The 13,678-nt window shown below is 47.9% G+C and carries 14 protein-coding genes and 1 riboswitch; all 14 genes read left to right on the forward strand.

Annotated features, from left to right (window positions below; all coding sequences use genetic code 11):
• The first annotated feature begins 39 nt into the window (after window positions 1-39).
• The 14 genes from BLQ53_RS10830 (at window position 40) to purD (ending at window position 13,669) form a co-directional block, all read left to right on the forward strand.
• The gene (locus BLQ53_RS10830; RefSeq protein ID WP_093727328.1) at window positions 40-615 is read left to right on the forward strand and encodes a DUF2179 domain-containing protein; all 576 of its coding nucleotides are present in this window, start codon (window positions 40-42) and stop codon (window positions 613-615) included.
• Complete coding sequence (locus BLQ53_RS10835; RefSeq protein WP_093727329.1) at window positions 578-796, forward strand: NETI motif-containing protein; 219 nt, start codon at window positions 578-580, stop codon at window positions 794-796. The genes BLQ53_RS10830 and BLQ53_RS10835 overlap by 38 nt, the downstream gene beginning before the upstream one ends.
• A 108-nt stretch (window positions 797-904) precedes the next feature.
• Window positions 905-1,004, forward strand: a riboswitch (purine riboswitch).
• A 101-nt stretch (window positions 1,005-1,105) separates the two neighbouring features.
• Complete coding sequence (gene purE / locus BLQ53_RS10840) at window positions 1,106-1,597, forward strand: 5-(carboxyamino)imidazole ribonucleotide mutase (RefSeq protein ID WP_093727330.1); 492 nt, start codon at window positions 1,106-1,108, stop codon at window positions 1,595-1,597.
• A complete protein-coding gene (gene purK / locus BLQ53_RS10845; RefSeq protein ID WP_093727331.1) occupies window positions 1,584-2,711 on the forward strand; it encodes a 5-(carboxyamino)imidazole ribonucleotide synthase in 1,128 nt (375 codons plus the stop codon). Before purE ends, purK begins: the two co-directional genes overlap by 14 nt.
• Window positions 2,708-4,003: an adenylosuccinate lyase gene (gene purB / locus BLQ53_RS10850; RefSeq protein WP_093727332.1), complete on the forward strand. Its 1,296-nt coding sequence runs from the start codon at window positions 2,708-2,710 to the stop codon at window positions 4,001-4,003. Before purK ends, purB begins: the two co-directional genes overlap by 4 nt.
• A gap of 25 nt (window positions 4,004-4,028) precedes the next feature.
• Complete coding sequence (gene purC / locus BLQ53_RS10855; protein WP_093727333.1) at window positions 4,029-4,742, forward strand: phosphoribosylaminoimidazolesuccinocarboxamide synthase; 714 nt, start codon at window positions 4,029-4,031, stop codon at window positions 4,740-4,742.
• Complete coding sequence (purS, locus tag BLQ53_RS10860) at window positions 4,739-4,990, forward strand: phosphoribosylformylglycinamidine synthase subunit PurS (RefSeq protein ID WP_093727334.1); 252 nt, start codon at window positions 4,739-4,741, stop codon at window positions 4,988-4,990. Before purC ends, purS begins: the two co-directional genes overlap by 4 nt.
• Window positions 4,987-5,670, forward strand: coding sequence for a phosphoribosylformylglycinamidine synthase subunit PurQ (purQ, locus tag BLQ53_RS10865; RefSeq protein ID WP_093727335.1), 684 nt, complete (start codon window positions 4,987-4,989; stop codon window positions 5,668-5,670). The genes purS and purQ overlap by 4 nt, the downstream gene beginning before the upstream one ends.
• On the forward strand, window positions 5,654-7,876 hold the full coding sequence (gene purL, locus BLQ53_RS10870; protein WP_093727336.1) for a phosphoribosylformylglycinamidine synthase subunit PurL: 2,223 nt from the start codon (window positions 5,654-5,656) through the stop codon (window positions 7,874-7,876). Before purQ ends, purL begins: the two co-directional genes overlap by 17 nt.
• Entirely contained in the window at window positions 7,852-9,264 is a 1,413-nt protein-coding gene (gene purF / locus BLQ53_RS10875; RefSeq protein ID WP_093727337.1) for an amidophosphoribosyltransferase, read from the forward strand. Before purL ends, purF begins: the two co-directional genes overlap by 25 nt.
• A gap of 10 nt (window positions 9,265-9,274) precedes the next feature.
• Window positions 9,275-10,300, forward strand: coding sequence for a phosphoribosylformylglycinamidine cyclo-ligase (gene purM, locus BLQ53_RS10880; protein WP_093727338.1), 1,026 nt, complete (start codon window positions 9,275-9,277; stop codon window positions 10,298-10,300).
• Entirely contained in the window at window positions 10,297-10,902 is a 606-nt protein-coding gene (gene purN, locus BLQ53_RS10885; RefSeq protein WP_093727339.1) for a phosphoribosylglycinamide formyltransferase, read from the forward strand. Before purM ends, purN begins: the two co-directional genes overlap by 4 nt.
• Window positions 10,871-12,397, forward strand: coding sequence for a bifunctional phosphoribosylaminoimidazolecarboxamide formyltransferase/IMP cyclohydrolase (purH, locus tag BLQ53_RS10890; RefSeq protein WP_244499329.1), 1,527 nt, complete (start codon window positions 10,871-10,873; stop codon window positions 12,395-12,397). Before purN ends, purH begins: the two co-directional genes overlap by 32 nt.
• Before the next feature lie 18 nt (window positions 12,398-12,415).
• Entirely contained in the window at window positions 12,416-13,669 is a 1,254-nt protein-coding gene (gene purD, locus BLQ53_RS10895; protein WP_093727341.1) for a phosphoribosylamine--glycine ligase, read from the forward strand.
• Window positions 13,670-13,678 lie beyond the last annotated feature (9 nt).

The raw sequence follows: 13,678 nt of genomic DNA on the forward strand, positions 1-13,678 counted from the left end.
GCGAAAACAGCAATTTTAAAGTATTAAGGAGGAAGTGAGTTGCTGGAAATACCGATCGTCATGTTACTGATCATATTTGTCGTCAACATTGTTTATGTGAGCCTTAATACCTTGCGAGTCATCCTGACATTAAAAGGGAGACGCTATATAGCAGCATCCGTCAGTGTTTTCGAGGTTTCGATCTATACGATTGGTCTGGGGTTGGTGTTGGACAACTTGGACCAAATTCAGAACCTGATCGCTTATGCAATTGGCTTTGGAATCGGGGTCATCCTCGGTTCAAAGATAGAGGAAAAGCTGGCACTTGGCTATATCACCGTCAATGTCATCTCTTCTGATCCAAGTATTGAATTTACGAGAAAACTTCGCGAAAAAGGTTATGGTGTCACGAGCTGGTTTGCCTATGGGATGGATGGGGACCGCCTTGCGATGCAGATTCTGACACCGCGTAAATATGAATTGAAGCTATATGAAGATATAAAGGAAATCGATCCGAAAGCCTTTATCATTGCCTATGAGCCGCGGCAAATTTTCGGCGGTTTCTGGGTGAAAAGTGTAAAAAGGGAGCGTATCCGCAATGCCAAAAGAAAAGAAGCCGACCAAGAAACGTTTTGAACTCGGGGAGAACGAGACCATCGATGCTTTACTTGCTCGTATCAAAGCAGAGGGCTATATGCCAGTGCGAAAAGTAGAAGAACCCATCTTCCGGGAAATGAACGAGAATGGGGATAAGAAGGTGGAACCGGTAGGAAAGAAAGTCAGTTTTGATACAAAACTGTTAAAAACCGAACATTGAATATAACAAAATAATCATTGTTCGATTTTTTCATTGACGATGTGTATCAGAATTGTTATCATAAACATGCATGAAAGACACGGCTAGTTTTGACAACATAGCACATAGCTGTGCTTATAGATCGTACCTCATATATTTCCGGAAATACGGTCCGGAAGTCTCTACCTGCTACCGTAAATGGCGGACTATGAGGGAAGATGGACTGCATGATCATGAGCCTACGATATCCGTATGCCTATTCGTCTTCTCTCAGTTAGCGGGAGGGCGAATAGGCTTTTTTTACGGCAAAAAAGAGGAAAGAGGGATAAGATGGCGGAGATTGGTATCATCATGGGCAGCATCTCTGATTGGGAGACGATGGAGCATGCATGCAAGCTATTGGAAGAGCTGGACATCCCTTATGAAAAAGAAGTGATTTCAGCCCACCGGACACCGGAGGATATGTTTGAATATGCGTCGAGTGCAAGGGATAGAGGATTGAAGGTGATCATTGCCGGAGCGGGCGGTGCAGCACATCTGCCTGGAATGGTTGCGAGCAAGACGACCTTGCCGGTGATCGGCGTCCCGGTCCAGACGAAGGCACTGGACGGGATGGATTCTTTATTATCAATCGTTCAAATGCCAGGTGGTGTTCCGGTAGCTACGGTGGCAATCGGGAAAGCAGGAGCTAAAAATGCCGGTATCTTGGCAGTGCAAATCCTCGGCATCCACGATAGCTTGATCGCTGGGCGGCTGAAAGCTTATCAGCAAGGGATGAAAGAACAAGTAGCAGAAATGAGGAATCAGCTTGCGACCAAATAATATCATCACCATCGGCATCCTTGGCGGCGGGCAGCTTGGCCGCATGATGGCAACAGCAGCCAAGCATATGGGATACCGCATCATCGTCCTTGATCCAACGCCTGATTGTCCTGCTGCACAAGTGGCGGACTTGCATATCGAAGCGGCCTATGATGATATGGACGCTATCCGAAAACTAGAGAGCTTAAGTGATGTCGTCACTTATGAATTCGAAAATGTCGATTTGAATGCAGCGAAATTGCTGGAGGAAAAAGGGAAACTTCCACAGGGCTCCCTTCTATTGGAAATCAGCCGGGATCGAGCGAATGAAAAGAATCTCATGAGAGAGCTGGATCTGCCAGTAGCGCCGTTTGCGATTGTGACAGACGAGAAGGAATTGCTGACAGGAGTTAGAGAAATCGGTTTTCCAGCGGTCGTAAAAACTTGCCGCGGCGGATACGATGGCAAAGGTCAGCTAAAACTGGAATCTAAGGATGATTTGCAAGAAGCTGCTGCCTTTGTCGGCCAAAATGGACGCTGCATTGTAGAATCATGGCTAACATTCGATAAGGAGATATCGATAGTGCTGACAAGAGGACAGGATGGAGAAATCACGTATTTTCCGGCAGCAGAAAATGAACACCGAGATCACATCCTTTATCGGACTATCGCACCTGCCGGCATCACGAACGAAGTAGCCGAGCAAGCGCGTCATGCTGCTGGCAAGCTGGCAAAAGCAGCTGGAGTTGTCGGTACCTTTACCGTCGAGATGTTCGTCTCAGGCAATGAGCTTTATATGAATGAAGTGGCACCGCGACCGCATAATTCCGGTCATTATACAATTGAAGCTTGTACGGTTTCGCAATTCGAGCAGCATATCCGCGCCATCTGCGCACTGCCGCTTTTGCCGGTCCATTTTATCGGGGCCGCCGTTATGATAAATTTATTAGGAGAAGAGCTGGACCAGTATTGGCAGCAGCCTGACAGACCACTCGCCCACATCCATGATTACGGCAAGCAAGAAGCTAAGCCAAAACGGAAAATGGGGCATTTCACAATGGTTGGAACGTCACGTGAGACTTTACTGGATACAACCGATGCTTTTACACGATCACTAGGAGGAAACAAAGCATGATTGAACGTTATACAAGAGAAGAGATGGGTAACATCTGGACGGATGAAAACAAATACAAGGCGTGGCTTGAGGTTGAGATCTTAGCATGCGAAGCGTGGAGTGACCTAGGCATCATCCCGGAAGCCGATGTAAAAGCATTGCGCGAAAATGCATCCTTTGATATCAATCGTATTTTGGAAATCGAGCAGGAAACACGTCATGATGTGGTTGCCTTCACTCGCGCTGTTTCCGAAACATTGGGCGAAGAGCGGAAATGGGTGCATTACGGACTGACATCCACAGATGTAGTCGATACTGCTTTATCTTATCTTTTGCTGCAGGCAAACCAAATCATCCGTAAAGGCATCGTCAACTTCATCGAGATCTTGGAAGCGAAAGCGAAGGAACATAAGCACACTGTCATGATGGGGCGCACACATGGCGTGCACGCTGAGCCAACTACTTTCGGTTTGAAAATGGCGTTATGGTATGAAGAAATGAAACGTAATCTGGAGCGTTTTGACGCTGCTGCTGACACGATTCAATACGGCAAGCTTTCCGGTGCGGTCGGTACATATGCAAATATCGATCCGTATGTAGAGAAATACGTTACGAAGAAACTTGGTTTGAAGCCGGCACCAGTATCCACGCAAACATTGCAGCGTGACCGCCACGCACAATACATGGGCACGTTGGCATTGATCGCAACTAGCATCGAGAAGTTCGCAACGGAAATCCGCGGTCTTCAGAAAACGGAAACGCGTGAAGTGGAAGAGTTCTTCGCAAAAGGTCAAAAAGGTTCTTCTGCAATGCCGCATAAACGTAACCCGATCGGATCTGAAAACATGGTCGGCATGTCCCGTCTGATCCGCGGTCACATGGTCACAGCTTACGAGAACGTTGCCCTTTGGCATGAACGCGATATCTCCCATTCATCTGCAGAGCGCGTCATCTTACCGGATGCGACAATCGCACTGGACTATATGCTGAGCCGATTCTCTAACATCGTGAAGAATTTGACAGTATTCCCTGAGAACATGAAGCGCAATATCGACCGCACATACGGCGTCATTTTCTCCCAGCGTGTATTGCTTGCGCTGATCGATAAAGGCATGAGCCGTGAGCAAGCATACGATATCGTGCAGCCGAAAGCGATGGAAGCGTGGGAAACAGAAACACAATTCAAACAGCTTATTGAAGCAGAAACATCAATCTCGGCCTTCCTGAGCCAGGAAGAAATCGATGACTGCTTCGACTATACGTACCACTTGAAAAATGTAGACCAGATTTTCCATAAGATCGGACTAGAATAATATACTGACAAACGGGGTGGAGAACGTGAGAGGAAAATTGCTGTACGAAGGAAAAGCCAAGCAAGTGTTTCAATCAGCCGAAAATGAGCAAGAGCTCGTGCTGTCTTATAAAAATGATGCCACAGCATTCAATGGGAAGAAAAAAGCAAGCTTTGAAGGTAAAGGCCGCTACAACAACCTTATCTCGACCCATATTTTCGAATACCTGCAGGAGCAGGGCATCTCGTCGCACTTCATCAAGCCGCTCAGCGAAACAGAGCAGCTTGTGAAGAAGACGACGATCGTACCGCTTGAAGTGGTCGTTCGGAATGTTGCAGCAGGAAGCATTACGAGAAGACTTGGTATTCCGGAAAAGACCGTTTTCCAACCCGTTTTAACAGAACTTTACTATAAAGATGACAGCTTGGATGATCCGATCATTAATGATGCCCATGCATTATTGCTGACGGATGTGAATGAAGAAGAGCTTGCCTTTATTAAGCAAGCTGCATTGGAAGTCAACCAGCATCTGCAGACGTTCTTTGACAGAGTAGGTCTGCAGCTGGTCGATTTTAAACTGGAATTCGGCCGTGACCAAGACGGCTCCATTCTTCTCTCTGATGAAATTTCTCCGGATACATGCCGGCTTTGGGACAAAGAGAATGGCGGCAAGATGGACAAGGATGTATTCCGTGAAGACCTTGGTAGCTTGATCGACGTATATGATGCAATCTTAAATCGACTGGAGGCAGCAAAATGAAAAAGGTAAAAATCTTTATCACGCTGAAAGAAGGGGTTTTAGACCCACAAGGTAAGGCTGTACAGGAAGCATTGCAGGCGAATGGATTCCCGGATGTAGCAGACACACGTGTCGGGAAGTACATCGAAATGACACTGCCGGATGATGCTGATGTAGCACTGGAAGTACAGCGTATGTGTGATAAGCTGCTTGCCAACCCTGTCATGGAAGAATACAGCTATACAGTCGAGGAGGGTGTACGCTCGTGAGATTTGCTGTCATTGTTTTTCCAGGCTCCAACTGTGACCGCGATATGTACCATGCAGTCAAGGACGGTTTAGGTGAAGAAGCGGATCTAGTATGGTATGAAAATGCGAATCTGGCAGACTATGATGCTATCTTGCTTCCGGGCGGATTCAGCTACGGTGATTATCTTCGCTCCGGTGCAATCGCATCTGTATCGGATGTCCTGAACCAAATCAAGCAAAAGGCAGAAGCCGGCACACCTGTCCTTGGTGTGTGTAATGGCTTCCAGATTCTTTTGGAAACAGGCTTGCTGCCGGGTGCAATGCTGCGAAATGAAAAGCTGAAGTTCATGTGCCATTATGAAACACTGGTGGTGGAAAGAGACGACACGATTTTCACAAGCGGCTATGAAAAAGGCCAGCAAATTCAAATTCCGATCGCTCATGGTGAGGGAAATTATTATTGCGACGATAGAACGCTGGAAGAGCTCAAGAAAAATAATCAGATTGTTTTTACTTACAAGAACAATCCGAATGGTTCCCGGGATGATATTGCCGGAATCGTCAATGAGACTGGTAATGTGCTAGGTATGATGCCGCATCCAGAGCGAGCTGTCGAGGATCTGCTCGGTTCAAGCGATGGGCTGGCGATGTTCCAATCCGTACTACAACACTGGAGGGAAATGTATGTTACAACAAGCTGAAATCAGTCCGGAAAAAATAGAACAAGATCGTTTGTATCGGGATATGGGTTTGACAGATGAGGAATTTCAATCCGTCAAGAATATCCTTGGCAGACAGCCGAATTTCACGGAAACAGGCATTTTCTCCGTTATGTGGTCCGAACATTGCAGCTACAAAACATCCAAGCCATTATTGCGTAAATTCCCGACAGAAGGACCGCATGTCCTGCAAGGACCTGGTGAAGGCGCGGGCATCGTTGATATCGGGGATGACAAAGCGGTTGTATTCAAAATCGAGAGTCATAATCACCCATCTGCTGTCGAGCCTTACCAAGGTGCAGCTACAGGTGTCGGCGGTATCATTCGTGACGTATTCTCTATGGGCGCGCGGCCAATCGCGCTTTTAAACAGCTTGCGTTTCGGTAACCTGACGACACCACGTGTGAAATATTTGCTGGAGGAAGTTGTCCACGGTATTGCTGGTTATGGAAATTGTGTCGGTGTACCGACTGTTGGCGGTGAGATCCAGTTCGATGCAAGCTACGAAGGCAACCCGCTTGTCAATGCGATGTGTGTCGGTTTGATCGACCAAAAGGATATCCAAAAAGGGATTGCAGCTGGTGTCGGTAATACAGTTATCTACGCAGGTGCTCCAACTGGCCGCGATGGTATCCATGGTGCAACGTTTGCATCAGAAGACTTGAGCGAAGAATCTGAATCGAAGCGTCCTTCTGTTCAGGTTGGTGATCCATTCATGGAAAAACTTTTGATCGAAGCATGCTTGGAAGTGATTCAGCACGAAGCACTTGTTGGTATTCAAGATATGGGCGCAGCTGGTTTGACATCAAGTGCAAGTGAAATGGCCAGCAAAGCTGGTATGGGCATGGAAATGAATCTTGATCTTGTACCGCAGCGCGAACAGCATATGACCCCATATGAACTGATGCTGTCTGAATCCCAGGAGCGTATGCTGCTTGTCGTGAAGAAGGGCGAGGAGCAGGGAATTATCGAAGTATTCGAAAAATACGGACTTCAAGCTGTTGCTGTAGGTACTGTAACGGATGACAAACAGTTCCGTCTTTTGCATCATGGTGAAGTTGCAGCAGAAATTCCTGTTGACAGCCTGGCTGAAGATGCACCGGTTTATTATAAAGAATCAAAGGTGCCTGACTATTACACAGAGTTCCAGACTATCGAGTATAAGCCAGCTGTCATGAATCATGCAGCGACGCTGAAGCAGCTTTTGCAGCAGCCGACGATTGCCAGCAAGGAATGGGTGTATGATCAATATGATAGCATGGTTGGAGCCAGTACAGTCGTCGCACCTGGAAGTGATGCGGCTATCGTGCGTGTACGTGGAACTGAGAAAGCAATTGCGATGACGACAGATTGCAACTCCCGCTATATTTACTTGGATCCAGAAACTGGCGGCAAGATTGCTGTCGCAGAAGCAGCGCGTAATATCATCAGCTCTGGTGCGAAGCCACTTGCGTTGACAGACGGCTTGAACTTCGGAAACCCAGATAAACCGGAGAACTTCTGGCAGATGGAAAAAAGCGTCGATGGTATGGCCGCCGCATGTCTAGCTTTGGAAACTCCAGTTATCAGTGGTAACGTATCGCTTTACAATGAATCCAACCAGCAAGCGATTTTCCCGACACCGATTGTCGGAATGGTCGGTTTGGTTGAGAACCTGGCACATGTAACGACAAGCCAATTCAAGCAAGCTGGTGATGCTATTTATCTATTAGGCGAAACGAAGGCTGAATTCGGTGGAAGCGAATTGCAAAATGTGCTGGAAGGTCGTTACTTTGGCAAAGCACCTGCAATTGATCTTGATGTGGAAGCAAGCAATCAGCAAGCAGTACTAGCTGGCATCCAGCAAGGATTCATAGCATCTGCACATGATCTTGCAGAAGGCGGTCTTGCTGTTGCTTTGGCAGAAAGCTTGTTCGGCACAGAGCTTGGCGCTAAGGTAACAATCGACGGCGACGTAACAGCGGCGCTTTTCAGTGAATCACAGTCCCGCTTTCTTTTAACAGTTGCTCCAGAAAACCAGGTAGCTTTCGAAAAGGCAGTCCCGGAGGCAAAGCAAATCGGATCAGTGACGCAAGACGCGGAGCTTGTAATAGAGCAAGACGGACAGTCTATCATCTCAGAAGCAGTACCAACACTCGAAGCACTTTGGAAAGGAGCTATCCCATGCTTGCTGAAATCAAAGGCTTGAATGAGGAATGCGGCGTCTTTGCGATTTGGGGACATGAGAAAGCAGCAGAAGTGACGTACTACGGCCTTCACGCCCTGCAGCACCGCGGGCAAGAGGGCGCTGGTATCGTCACGACTGACCGGGAAAGCCTCCATTTGCACAAAGGCATCGGGCTGATCAACGAAGTGTTTTCCGAAGGACAGTTCAACAAGCTAAACGGCAATGCGGCAATCGGCCATGTCAGATATGCAACGGCTGGGGGCGGTGGTTATGAGAATGTACAGCCTTTGCTGTTCCGTTCCCAAAAAGACAGCTTGGCCATCGCGCATAATGGAAACCTCGTCAACGCATACGGATTGAAACAGCAGCTGGAAGCACAAGGCAGCATTTTGCAGACTTCCTCTGATACAGAGGTGATCGCCCACTTGATCAAACGCAGCGGCCAAATAGAATTGGAAGATGCGATCAAATCGGCGCTCAGCATGGTCAAAGGTGCTTACAGCCTGACGATCCTTACTGAAACACAGCTATTCGTTGCTGTTGATCCAAAGGGGTTGCGTCCATTGTCGCTCGGACGCCTTGGTGATGCATGGGTCGTTTCCTCTGAAACATGCGCTTTCGATGTGACAGGTGCAGAATACGTTCGTGAAGTGGAGCCTGGTGAATTAATCACGATCAGCGATGCTGGACTTCATACACAACGTTTTTCTTCCACGCTTGAAAGATCGCTTTGTTCGATGGAATATGTGTACTTCTCCCGTCCGGATTCTAATTTGAACGGCCAGAACGTCCATGCTTCCCGTAAAAGAATGGGAAAAGTGCTCGCACAGGAAGCGCCAATTGAAGCGGATGTTGTAACAGGTGTACCGGATTCAAGTATTTCAGCCGCTATCGGATTTTCCGAAGCCTCTGGCATTCCATATGAGCTTGGTTTGATCAAGAACCGTTATGTCGGCCGTACATTTATCCAGCCTTCCCAGGAGCTTCGTGAACAAGGCGTGAAGATGAAGTTGTCGGCCGTACGCGGGATTGTCGAAGGCAAACGCGTTGTCATGGTCGATGACTCCATCGTACGCGGGACGACGAGCAAACGGATTGTCCGGATGCTGAAGGAAGCTGGTGCAACGGAAGTGCATGTGCGTATCGCTTCTCCACCGATCCAAAATCCATGCTTCTACGGTATTGATACGTCGACAACATCTGAGTTGATTGCTGCCAACCACAGCATTGAGGAAATGCGTGAGCTGATTGAAGCAGATTCCCTGTCTTTCTTGACTGTCGAAGGTTTGGAAGATTGCATCGTCGGAGACAACGACACGATGACACATGGTATTTGCAAAGCATGCTTTACAGGAAACTATCCAACTGAAATCTATCCGGATACAGTACTTCCGGCGTACAAATGTTAGGAGGGCAAGCATGAGTGAACTTTACAAACAAGCTGGCGTGGATGTCGAAGCAGGCTATCGCGCAGTAGATTTGATGAAAAAACATATCAACCGTACGAACCGACCAGAAGTGATCGGCGGTGTGGGCGCGTTTGCCGGACTTTTCGATCTATCGTCCTTTTCTTACAAAGAGCCAGTGCTTGTTTCTGGAACGGATGGAGTAGGTACGAAACTGAAGCTTGCTTTTGATATGGATCAGCATGACACGGTCGGAATCGATCTTGTTGCCATGTGTGTAAATGATATCATCGCCCAAGGGGCACAAGCACTATTTTTCCTTGATTATATTGCTTGCGGCAAAAACGGACCGGAAAAAATCGAGCAGATCGTCAAAGGTATCGCGGATGGCTGTGTCGAAGCAGGTGCTGCTTTGATCGGCGGCGAGACTGCTGAAATGCCGGGTATGTACGGAGCGGATGAATATGACTTGGCGGGCTTTGTCGTCGGTATCGGGGAAAAAGCGAAGCTGATCAGCGGAGCCGATGTCAAAGCAGGAGATGCGATTATCGGAATCGCTTCAAGCGGTCTGCATTCGAATGGTTTTTCCTTAGTTCGCAGGTTGATTGACCAGCACGACCTCAGCCTGAATGAAGTGTATGCACCATTTGATCGTCCTTTGGGGGAAATCCTGCTTGAGCCGACCAAAATTTATGCTAAAGCAGTGCGTGCTATCCAAGAGAAAATCTACATCCATGGTATCTCCCATATTACCGGCGGCGGCTTCCATGAGAACCTGCCACGCGCAGTGCCTGAGCATCTAGGCATGCGGATCCAGACTGACAGCTGGGAATTGCCGGCTGTGTACGAATTCCTGATGGAAAAAGCACAGCTTGTTTTCGAGGATATGCTTGGTGTATTCAATACTGGTATCGGCATGGCGCTGATCGTTTCCCGAGATGATGCGGAACAGACGATTTCCATTCTTCAGGAAGTCGGGGAAAGTGCTTGGATCATCGGTGAAGTGACTGATAAATCTGGCGTGGAGTTTTCGGCATGATTCCGGCTGCCGTATTTGCTTCGGGCAGTGGCAGCAACGCAGAAGCAATCGTGGAGGAATCACATCTACCTTGCACGATTGAATTGCTCGTTTGTGATAAACCGGCAGCACCTGTTATTTCAAGGGCAAAACATTGGAATATAGAAGTTTTTGTCTGTGATCCAAAGACCTTTCCGAATAAACAAGCCTATGAGCAAGCTATTCTCACAAAGCTCAGAGAAAAGCAGATCGAGTGGATCTTTCTGGCAGGGTATATGCGTTTGATCGGACCGACACTGCTGGAAGCTTATCCGGAAAGGATACTGAACATCCATCCTTCTTTATTACCGGCTTTTGCCGGCAAGGATGCCATCGGACAAGCTTTGACAGCAGGTGTGAAAGTAAGTGGCGTGACCATCCATTTTGTTGACGCGGGGATGGATACCGGCAGCATCATCGCCCAGGAAGCAGTTCGGGTATTGGAAACAGATACTAATCAGACATTACATCAACGAATTCAAGCCATTGAGCATCGGCTTTATCCAGAAACAATTCGATACATACTTACAGAACGAGAAAGGAATGACTCAAATGCCACGAGCGTTGATCAGCGTATCAGATAAAACAGGAATCATCCCATTCGCCAAAGGTTTGGCTGCATTGGATTATGAAATCATCTCTACCGGAGGCACCCTGAAACAACTGCAGGAAGCAGGTATTCCGGCTGTGGCCGTGTCTGAGGTCACAAAATTCGATGAAATCATGGACGGACGTGTCAAAACACTGCACCCTGCCATCCACGGCGGCCTATTGGCTCGACGCGATGATGAAAGCCACATGCAGCAGCTGAAAGAACGCGATATCACACCAATCGATTTGGTGGCGGTGAATCTATATCCTTTCAAAAATACAATCGAAAAAACAGGCGTAACAGAAGCTGATGCGATCGAAAATATCGACATCGGCGGCCCGACCATGCTGCGTTCGGCTGCAAAGAACTTCGCTGGCGTAACGGTCCTTGTCGACCCGGATGATTATGATACGACATTGTCCGCTTTACAGCAGGGTGAACTTTCCTATGAAGCGAAACGTCGTCTGGCAGGAAAAGTATTCCGTCATACAGCAAACTATGATGCGATGATTGCGGCTTATTTCGCTGAATTAAATGAAGAGCAGGATACGGAAACAATGACGCTCACATATGAAAAAGTTCAATCTTTACGTTATGGAGAGAATCCGCATCAGAAAGCGGCATTCTACAAGGATGCAATCGTCAAAGGCGCTTCCATCGCAAATGCGAAGCAGCTGCATGGCAAAGAGCTTTCTTATAATAATATCCAGGATGCTAATGCTGCATTGGAGATCGTCATGGAATTCCAGGAGCCTGCTGCGGTAGCGGTCAAGCATATGAACCCTTGCGGCGTTGGCATTGGCGAAACTATCTCAAGTGCTTTCCATAAGGCATTCGAAGCAGACCCTACATCCATTTTCGGCGGCATTGTAGCTCTGAACCGTGAAGTAGACAGAGATACGGCATTGCAGCTGAAAGAAATTTTCTTGGAAATCGTCATCGCACCGGGCTTCACAGAAGAAGCAATGGCATTATTGACGGAGAAGAAAAATATCCGCCTATTGGAACTTGCAGCAGACAAGATTCAGCAGCCGAAAAAAGTCGTCAGCGTAAGCGGCGGATTGCTTGTGCAGGATTATGACATAGGCACTGTAACAGAAGCGGATTTGACCGTTGCGACAGACCGCAAGCCGACGGAAGAAGAGTTGAAGAACTTGTTGTTTGCCTGGAAAGTAGTGAAGCATGTGAAATCCAATGCAATCGTAGTTGCAAAAGATGACCAGACCATCGGTGTCGGTGCTGGTCAGATGAACAGGGTCGGAGCAGCAAAAATTGCCTTGGAACAAGCTGGTGAGAACGCAGCGGGAGCAGTGCTCGCATCGGATGCTTTCTTCCCGATGCCGGATACAGTCGAAGCAGCAGTTAAAGCGGGTGTGACGGCTATCATCCAGCCAGGCGGATCTAAGCGGGACGAAGATTCTGTAGCTGTATGCAATGCGCACAACATCGCCATGGTATACACGGATATGCGCCATTTCAAGCACTAATTGTCAGGGGGAGACATTGTGAAAGTTCTTGTGATAGGAAGCGGCGGGCGAGAGCATAGTATCGTCGCAAAGCTAGCTTCGAGTACCGAGGTAACAGCATTGTACGCAGCGCCAGGTAATGGCGGTATAGCCGATCTGGCACTTTGTGTACCGATTGATGTAACAGCTGTGGAGGATCTTGTCCATTTTGCGAAGGAAGAACAGATCGACTGGACGTTTGTCGGACCTGAGATTCCTTTGCTGGCAGGTGTCGTCAATGCATTCCAGCAGGAAGGATTGAATGTTTTCGGTCCGACAAAGGAAGCAGCTTTGATCGAAGGAAGCAAGGATTATGCCAAGCAGTTCATGCGCACACATGGTATACCGACTGCTGCAAGTGAAACTTTTTCCGATGCAGCGAAAGCCAAAGCTTATATTGTGGAAAAAGGTGGGCCAATCGTTGTCAAAGCGGATGGGCTTGCTGCTGGTAAAGGCGTTGTCGTTGCTCAGACAGTTGCAGAAGCACATGAAGCGATAGAAAGTATGCTGGTCGATAACCAGTTCGGCCAAGCGGGCAGCCTTGTTATTATCGAGGATTTCCTGGAAGGAAAGGAATTCTCCCTAATGGCTTTCGTTGATGGGGGAAATGTCTATCCGCTAGTGCCTGCTCGTGATCATAAGCGCGTTTACGATAATGACCAAGGCCCTAATACAGGCGGTATGGGTGCATATGCACCCATACCAGATCTACAGCAGCCAGTGATTGATGAAGCGATCGAACGTATTCTAAAGCCTGCTGCAGCTGGACTTGTTAATGAAGGCCGTTCTTTTACTGGTGTTTTGTACGCCGGTCTTATCGAAACAACCGACGGTCCAAAAGTAATCGAATTCAACGCCCGCTTTGGTGATCCTGAAACACAAGTCATCCTGCCGCTGTTGGAGAATGATTTACTGCAAGTGATGCAGGATGTTACCGCAGGCAACGATCCAAAGCTGAAGTGGAAAGATGCTTTTGCGACCGGGACGGTCATTGCTGCAAGCGGCTATCCTGGAAGCTATGACAAGCAGCTTCCACTCCCAGACTTATCACAGCTGCCGCATGATGTTTACTGCATTCACGCCGGGACAGAAAAAAAAGCAGACGGATATGTTTCCAACGGTGGGCGTATTCTGTTCATTGGTTCTGTACATCATAATCGAGCGGACGCGGTGGAAAGTGTCAAAAAAGGACTCAAGTTATTCAAAAATAATCCGGACTTCCATTATCGGACTGATATCGGGTTCGGGAAATAAAAGCGGAAG

Source organism: Terribacillus halophilus (assembly GCF_900101385.1).
GTDB classification, from domain to species: Bacteria; Bacillota; Bacilli; order Bacillales; family Amphibacillaceae; genus Terribacillus; species Terribacillus halophilus.